Source organism: Planctomycetota bacterium (assembly GCA_035384565.1).
GTDB lineage: Bacteria > Planctomycetota > PUPC01 > DSUN01 > DSUN01 > DAOOIT01.
The window spans coordinates 73,286-81,652 of the sequence record DAOOIT010000023.1; the positions used below are offsets into that span (position 1 = coordinate 73,286).

5 protein-coding genes are annotated in these 8,367 nt (G+C 69.4%); all 5 read right to left on the reverse strand.

Annotation, left to right across the window (positions count from 1 at the left end; translation table 11 throughout):
• Positions 1–4: 4 nt before the first annotated feature.
• On the reverse strand, positions 5–2,578 hold the full coding sequence (locus PLE19_10570; protein HPD15385.1) for an FAD-linked oxidase C-terminal domain-containing protein: 2,574 nt from the start codon (positions 2,576–2,578) through the stop codon (positions 5–7).
• On the reverse strand, positions 2,575–3,708 hold the full coding sequence (locus tag PLE19_10575; protein HPD15386.1) for an alanine--glyoxylate aminotransferase family protein: 1,134 nt from the start codon (positions 3,706–3,708) through the stop codon (positions 2,575–2,577). The genes PLE19_10570 and PLE19_10575 overlap by 4 nt, the downstream gene beginning before the upstream one ends.
• A gap of 163 nt (positions 3,709–3,871) precedes the next feature.
• Positions 3,872–6,124: a hypothetical protein gene (locus PLE19_10580; protein HPD15387.1), complete on the reverse strand. Its 2,253-nt coding sequence runs from the start codon at positions 6,122–6,124 to the stop codon at positions 3,872–3,874.
• A 78-nt stretch (positions 6,125–6,202) separates the two neighbouring features.
• Positions 6,203–6,460, reverse strand: coding sequence for a small basic protein (locus PLE19_10585; protein ID HPD15388.1), 258 nt, complete (start codon positions 6,458–6,460; stop codon positions 6,203–6,205).
• A 30-nt stretch (positions 6,461–6,490) separates the two neighbouring features.
• Entirely contained in the window at positions 6,491–7,123 is a 633-nt protein-coding gene (locus PLE19_10590; protein ID HPD15389.1) for a hypothetical protein, read from the reverse strand.
• Between the last annotated feature and the right edge of the window lie 1,244 nt (positions 7,124–8,367).

Genomic DNA, 8,367 nt, shown 5'->3' on the forward strand with positions numbered 1-8,367 from the left:
CGGTTCATCTCCTTCCAGGCAGGCGGCCGGGGGCGAAGACGCCGTGGGGGTCGAGAGCGGCCTTGAGCCGGTGCATCACCTTCCAGTCGCTTCGCTCCGGGGCGAAGACATCGTGGGTCTTCTTGAACTCCTCAGGAGCCTTCTCCATGACCACATGCCCTGCCCAGTTCCCCGCGGCGGCCGCAAGGGCCGCCCACTGCTCCTCTGAGAACGCCGCAAACCCCAGCGTGGCCCGCCCGCAGCCGAAGTCCAGCAGGGCATCGGCTGAGCGCGGAAGAGCCTCGACCGCCGCCGCCATGAGTCCGACGGGAACATCAACACGGACGACGAACGAGGCGGCGAACGCGGAGCGCAGAACCTCGGCGTGGGTCCCCTGATAGAGGGGGTAGCTTGCCGCCTCATCGTCCCGCAGTCGGGCGGCTCTGAGGATGCCGGCAGCGGCATCGAGCTGCGCCCCAACTGTCACCCCGAAGCCCTCAAACCCAACACTCAACCGCCAGGAATCCGATCCACGTGCTGTTGGAGCGGCCGTGACGAAGGCGGGGTTCAGCCTCGAGCGCAGAAGCTCGCCAGCGGCAGCCGCGCATTGGCACAGCGTCCCTGAAGCCGAGAGGGCGCGGCACATTTCAGGGACGGTGCAGACCCGGAACGTCACTTCCGTGAGGAGGCCCAGCGTGCCGGCCGACCCGGCGAGGAGGCGGGTGATGTCGTAGCCCGCGACATTCTTGATGACGCGGCCCCCCGCCTTGATGTGCTTCGCCATGCCTGAGACGAAGCGAAGGCCGAGCAGCGCGTCCCGGGGCGCTCCATAGGCCAACCGCTCGGGGCCGCACGCGCCGAGCGCCACCATGCCGCCCACCGTGCACGCGTCGGCCAGCGGAGGGCGGAACGGCAGCCACTGCCTGTGCGGCGCCAGGAACGCCTGGGCTGCCACGAGAGTCATCCCTGCGCCCAGAGTCACGGTCTGGTTGTCGGCGTCGTGTTCGATGACGGAGCAGAGCTGCTCGGTGCGGAGTGGGACTGTGGCTCGGTCAGACCAGTTGCCGAAGTCGGCGCGGCGTCCGCCCCCCACGGGCACGAGGGCCTGGCGCGCGGCTATGGCGGCCGCAACCATCTCGCAGGCCTCCGCCGGACTGGAGGGGACGAGGGAACCCGCGACGCCCGATTGCGACTGGCGAGCCGCGGGCTGGGCAGATGCGGCGATGGTGGGAATCGCCTTGCCCGGGTTCATCAATTGGGCGGGGTCGAAGGCCTGCTTGACGGCCTGCTGGAACGCCAGGTCCTCGTCGGAGAAGATGAGCCGCATCCCATCGAGTTTCTCGACGCCCACGCCGTGCTCGCCAGTGATCGTGCCGCCGAGCGCCACGCAGGCCTTCATCACCTCGCGGCCCGCCTCGTGCACGCGATGCGTCTGGCCAGCGTCGCGGTTGTCGAAGAACAGCAGAGGGTGCAGATTGCCATCGCCCGCGTGCAGCACGTTGCCGCTGGGAAATCCGAACCGCGCCGCGATCTCCGCCACGCGCTCGAGGGCCTCGGGCAGGCGGTTGCGGGGCACCGTGCAGTCGGCCACCCAGAAGCTGGGCGCGATGCGCGCCAGCGCGCCAAAGGCGCCCCGCCGCCCGGCCCAGAGCTGGTCCCGCTCCGCTGCGTCGCGGGCTCGGCGAATGCTGCGGCAGCCGTTGGCCGCGCACAGCTCCTCGATGCGCTGGGCCTGCGAGTCGAGGCCGGCCGCCGGCCCCTCGACCTCGATGATGAGCACCGCGGCCGCATCGAGCGGGTAGCCGGCAGGATAGCTCGCCTCGACCGCACGGATCACGGGATTGTCCATCATCTCCAGCGTGGCCGGCACGATGCCGTGGGCGATGATGGCCGACACCGACCGCGCCGCGGCCTGCGTGCTCTCGTAGATGGCGAGCAGGGTGATGACTTTCTCGGGCAGAGGGAGGATGCGCAGCGTCATCTCGGTGACGACGCCAAGCGTGCCCTCGCTGCCGACGAGCAGGCCCCGCAAGTCGTAACCGGGCGGGTCGAGCGCCCCGGCGCCCAGGCGCGTCACCTCGCCGCTGGGCAGTACCACCTCCATGCCCAGCACGTGGTTGGTCATGACGCCGTACTTCACGCAGTGGGGCCCGCCTGAGTTCTCGGCCACGTTGCCCCCCAGCGTGGCCGCCTTCTGGCTGGCGGGGTCGGGGGCGAAATAGAAGCCCAGAGGGGCCAACGCGGCCTGAAGCTCCAGGTTCGTCACCCCCGGTTGCGCGAGGGCCAGGCGACGCTCGGGCTCGAGGGATAGGATGCGGTTCATCCGCGTCAGGCACACGATCACGCCGCCGCGCGGCGCAATGCTGCCGCCCGACAGGTTGGTGCCGAAACCGCGCGGGACCACAGGCACGCAGGCGGCGTTCGCTGCGCGCACCACCGCGGCGACCTCCTCCGTCGAGGCGGGGAAGACCACCGCATCCGGGATGCCGATCGCCAGCGAGGCGTCGTACGAGTAGACCTCGGCATCGACGGGGCCGGCCGCGACATTGGCCTTCCCCACGATGCGGCGAAGCTGGTTGAGCAGCCCGGCGGGGATCATCGTTCGGCGTAGACCGCCGCGGCGGCCTCCAGCCCTCCGGGGTTGACCTTGACGCCCTCGGCCCGCAGGATCGACTCGAGCGCGGACAGGAAGAGCGTGACGTTGCGGCGGGTCGAGGCGTGCCCCATCAGGCCCACCCGCCACACCTTGCCGGCGAGCGGCCCCAGGCCCGCGCCAATCTCGATGCCAAAGTCGGTGAGCAGTGCTGCGCGCACGCGCGTGTCGTCGGCCCCGTCGGGGATTCGCACGGCGTTGAGCATGGGCAGCCGCTCCGCTTCGGGCACCAACATGGCGAGCCCCATGGCCTCGATGCCGGCCACCAGGGCCCGATGGTGGAGGCGATGGCGCGCCCATCGGGCCTCGAGGCCCTCCTCGGCGATGATGCGCAGCGCCTCATACAGGGCGTAGATCATGTTGATCGGCGCCGTGTGATGGTACTTGCGCGCGCCGCCCCAGTACTGCCGCACCATCGTCATGTCCAGATACCAGCTCGCCACGGGCGACTTGCGGCCGTCCAGCACCTTCAGTGCCTCGGGGCTGAACGAGACCGGCGCCAGTCCCGGGGGGCACGACAGGCATTTCTGCGTGCCGCTGTAAACCGCGTCAATCCCCACGGCGTCCACGCCCACGGGCATGCCGCCCAGCGAAGTCACTGTATCCACGAGGAAGAGCGCCCCCGCCGCGGAGGCGATGCACGCGATGTCGTCGAGCGGCGTACAGGCGCCCGTGGAGGTTTCGGCGTGGACGACGGCCACGAGCTTCGGCCTGCGCCCCTCGAGGGCCTTCTCGACGGCCTCCGGCGCCACCGCCCTGCCCCATTCGGCCTCCACTTTGACCAGCTTGCCGCCGAGCCGGCGCACTATGTCGGCCATGCGGGTGCCGAACACGCCGTTGACGCACACCACCACCTCGTCCCCCGGCTCCACCAGGTTGACGAAGCACGTCTCCATCCCCGCACTGCCCGTGCCCGAGACGGGAATGGTGAACTCGTTCTGCGTCTGGAAGACGTACCGCAGAAGCTCCTGGGTCTCGTCCATGATGGCGAGGAACTTCGGGTCGAGGTGCCCGATGGTCGGAGCCGCCATCGCCTCGAGCACGCGCGGCGACACGTCGCTCGGTCCCGGCCCCATCAGCACGCGCTGCGGAACTGTCACGCCTCGGTACCTTCCTGCTTCCATTCCGCCTCCAATGCCTCGGTGTGGACGCAAACGCGGCCCCCGGCGCCGGGCGCCGTGCGCGGCGCATTATACCCGCCCTGGGCCTCTGCAACAACACGCGAGGGCATCGAGGCCGTCAGGGAGTGAGGACGAGCCGCACCACGCTCCGCGCCCCCGCCGCGACCCGCCGCGCCGACTGGCTGCCATCAGGCCAGACGGCGATGACCTCGGACTCGATGGTCTCGGGGGTGGGGTTCCAGACGTGGACCCGCCGTTCGTGGACCTCGGCGGGGTCCATCGTCGCGGCGCGGGGCACGACGGTGCCGAGGCGGGCGTCGGCCGCGCGGGCCAGGCCGCCGCCGTACACGAACTCGCCGAGCACGCAGTCGCTGCCCTGGTACGACGCGAGCAGCGTCTGGTCGTGGGGGTTCTCATAGGCCAGGTAGGGCAACGTGTCGTAGAAGTCGCGCTCGCTGGCGATGGCCTCGCGCGGCACGTAGTGCGGGCGCATCGCCTCGTCGAGCACGCGCTTGAGCGTCCGCGCGGCGGGGAACTGTGCCAGGCCAGTGCGCGCGATGTACCACAGAACGTCGTAGAAGCCGCCCTCGAGTTCTGCCTCACCCGCCAGCGCGGCCAGGCACAACAAGCCGTTCTGCGTTTCCCAGGGCGGGCATTCGGCAATCTGGTCGCGTCCCGCGTTCGAGCCGTTGCACCAGCCTCGCAGGTCGAAGTCGGGGTCGGCCGAGCCATTGTGGCAGGCGTAGTTGATGGCGAGCAGGTAGCGGGCGAAGCGGCGGGCGTTGGCCAGGAACCGCGCCTCGCCCGTCAACCTGTGGGCGAGCAGGTTGGCCAGGATGGCGTGCCCGTGGCCGAGGCTGCGAATCTGGCCCCCGTGCATCAGGCTGCCGGCGCGCCCTACGTTGAACTCCCAGAACCGGCCGTCGAGCCGCTCGGCCATCTCGGCGAGGAGGACCATGGCTTGCTCCCGCATGGCGGCAACGCCGTAGGCCTGGGAACCCAGCAGTAGCGCCTCGGTAATCGTGGCCTGAGCCCCGTAGTCCATCTCGCGGGCCCCGCCGCTCTCGGACACCGATCTCTCGAGCATCGCATCGAGAATCGGCCTGATCGCCCCGTGCAGCGTGCTGCCGCGGCCCGCGCCGGCCACCCACCACACGCTCGGCAGCAACGGCACGGTGGAGTTGATCCAGCCGAAGTAGCTGCTCTTGTGTTCCTCAACCCATCGGGCGAGTTGGCCATCGTTTCGCAGGCAGGCGGCCTCGAGTTCGGCGTCGCGCGTGAGCAGCGCCCGGTAGTGCAGCGGCCCGGCCCACTGCGGCCACCAGAAGAAGCTGTAGTCGCCTCCCGCCTTCGGCCGGGTGCCCGTGGCATAGGTGCAGATGCCCTGACCCGGGCGGTAGAGGCCCTCGGTCGGCGCCTCGCGGCAGAAGACGTCGCGCAGCCACGTGACCGCCTGGCGCCAGGTGACGCCCCGCGCGGTCGCGCGGTCGAACGCCTCGATGCGGCCGCCCTCGGGGAGGCTGAAGCGCGCCGCACGCTCCCACGCACGGTAGAGCATCGCATCCAGGCTGCCGCCCGGCATCTCCGCCGCGAAGTCGAGGACGAGACGCTGGCGGTGCTCCTCGCCGCCGGCGAACAGCACGTTCGGGTCTTTCGCGAAGGCGCTGGACCAGTTGAGCGCGCCCACGATGTACTTGTACCCTCTGGCCTCCGCAATGCCGCCCCACACGCTTGGAGGGCCCACCGCGGTGTTGCGGGTGGGGGTGACGTAGACGTCGTGCACCCCGCACACCCCCCAGTCAGCCGCGAAGGTCACATGACGGTCGCCCGGCCCGCCCGCCGCCACGAGGCTCTGGCAGAGGAAGGGGGCGTGGCACGACCCCGTGAGGCGGACCGCCTGCGGACGCGAGTAGACCCAGGCCGGGTTCTCCCAGATCGGCGGGGTGATTCGCTGCGAGCCGACCCACCGCGAGACGGGATTCATCCCGATCACGGTCGTCACCGTTTCCGAGCCGTCGTACTCGTAGGGGGTTTCGAACGTCGAGTAGGCTTCCAGCAGCTCGATGCTGGCTTCGGGGGTGAAGCCACACTCGATCAGGAAGCCGCCTGCCCCGCCATCGGCCCGCACGGCAACGCGCCAGGCGACAGGCGTCCGACCATAGAGCGCCGTGCCGCTGAAAACCGCACCGTCGGCCAGGCGCTCGACGCGCGAGGCCGCCATCGGCTTCACGTGGCCGATCGAGAGCCACTCGTGGTCCTTGAAGCGCAGCATGCGCCGCTGGCCCGCGTAGAACCAGTCAGGCGTCCATCCTGCGTCGGTGCGATGGAAGACCGCCCGTCTCGCTCCGCTGACGACCTCGATGGCGTCCAACCCGAGCGCTCCCCTTCACGCCGCTGCGGCGCGGAACCGAGGACTCAAGCGCTGGCGGCAAGCCGAGAGGATGCGAAGCTACTTGGCTTTCTTGGTGTCGGCGGCAGGGGCGGCGGCGCCCTCGGCGGCGCCTTCGGCCGCAGCGGCCTTCTCCGCCTTCTTCACCTTGCCGCCGGCCTTGACCCGGCGAATCTTGACCTTCGGCAGGCTGAAGATGGATTGGCCCTCCTGCCAGGCCTCGTCGTCCATCAGGCGCTTGACTCGCTCCGCACGCGTCAGCACATTCCGATGGCGCTTCAGGGCAGACTTCGAGGCCAGGCTCTTGTGCAACGACATAGGGGATGCCTCCTGGTGGGGTCGTAGCGGTCACTGGGGCAACAAGTCGCTGTCGCGGTACTCGCGGCGCCCCTGGCGCGAGACAAGGTTGCGAATCTGATCCCGCACCTGCGCGCGGGTCGCGGCGTCCATCGCCTGAAGTCCCCGGGCGCACAAGCGGTAGCGCCCGGCCTTGTCGCGCCAGACGTACGCCTCGACCTGCAAGGCCGTGAATGGCGCGTATCGGTTCAGGTACTCGGCCTCCTTCTCCACGCTGGCACGGTCGGCGGGCGTCTTGCCCAGGGTCAGCATGGTGAATACCATGCCATCGATCACCTCCGGTTCCGACGACACGGCGCCGCTGGCCTTGGCGGCTGGAGTCGCGCTCTGGGGCTTCTGGGCGGCCTCCTCGGCCTGACGCTTTATCGCGCCCTCGTAGGCCCGCCACCCGTGTTGGCGGCCGACCAGATACCCGAGCACCACGAGGAGCAGCACGATCACCACCCCGCCCGCCACGGCCGGGTAGCTCAAGGTCACCTCGCCCGTCGCGAGCACCTGGGACTCGGCGCGAGGGGCCCCCTGGACGGGCGCCTCATCGGGCGCCTCGCCCTCTGGCCTCTTCTTGGCTTGCTGCATCCCCCGGAAGGCTTCGAAGAACTCCTCCGGGCCACTGGCGCGTGTCACGGCTGAACTCCGAAACACTCAGGTTGATACCCGGGGATGGAGCGAACACGGGGATATCATCAAGACCCTGGGCGCCTCTCCGGCAGAGAGAGTCGCCCTGCACCTAACTCGCCCTTACGGTACCAGAAAAGCGGCGACGAGTCAACGCCATTTCGCCGGTTGCTGGCCACCCGCCGAGAGCATGGCGCCCAGCTCTGGCCGCCTCCGGCACAGGACAGTCCAAGCCCTGCCGGCTCCTCGCCTCAACCCACCTTGTGAGAGCGAAACAGGTCCAGGGGGCCGGGACGGCTGCGGCAGGCCTTGGGTCGCTCACGCGCCACACCTGCTCACCCCAGAGAGAAGGAGGATCAGGCTCATCTGGATCTGGCGATCCCGACGTCGCCGCCATTGGGCAGCGTCGGGCTGGTCCTGCGGCGCCCGCGAGTGCCACCGCATAACCCCATATGCCACCGCGCCTTATGCTCCCCGGCCATTCCCCCTCCCATACTTGCTCATCGCGCAGATGAGCGCCTATGGCAGAAACCGCGAGAATCGCCCATTCTCGCCCTTCTACCCATGCTGTATCACTCTCCCCCTCACGGGGTTGATACAGCATGGACAGGCTGCGCCCGCCAGCCGCGGGCGCGGGCTTGAACTATGCCGGTCTCTGGTGTAGGAGTCCCCGGAACAGGGCAAGGCCCGCTGCAAAGGTAGCCGCGAGCATCCCGCCTGCGGCCCTCTTTCTCGTCCCTACGCCCTGCCCCCTTTTCTCGTCCCCACGTTCTACTCCCTCTTCTCGTCCCTACGCTCTGCGTGGGGACGGGCCTCTTGGCCGCTCTGCGGCCTCTTCGTCTTCCTGAACCTCCCGCGGGTTGCAAACCCGCGGGAGGATGGGATTGGACGCAGGAGCGTCCGGTGACCTCCGCCCCCACGCGGAGCGTAGGGCCGAGCATGAGAGCCCGCCCTCCCGAACTCTCCAATACGTTCGGGAGGGTACGAGCCCCAGCGCTCGCCTTTCCTGTTACCCTCCCGAAGGTATTGGAACCTTCGGGAGCAATAGCCTCTGGAATCGCGCCAGAGAGAATGCCGCATTCCAGAGAGGCCATGAACCGCCAGACGGCCGGGGGCGATTGGGGGGCAATCTTCGGAAGCCGCGCCCACGTGATCTGCGTTCGACCGCTTCAAACATCGCAACCGCCTCCGCACCTGCCGGGGTGTGGGCCGGAATTGTAGGTGGCTGCGGGAGCTCCGAAGGAGCGAAATAG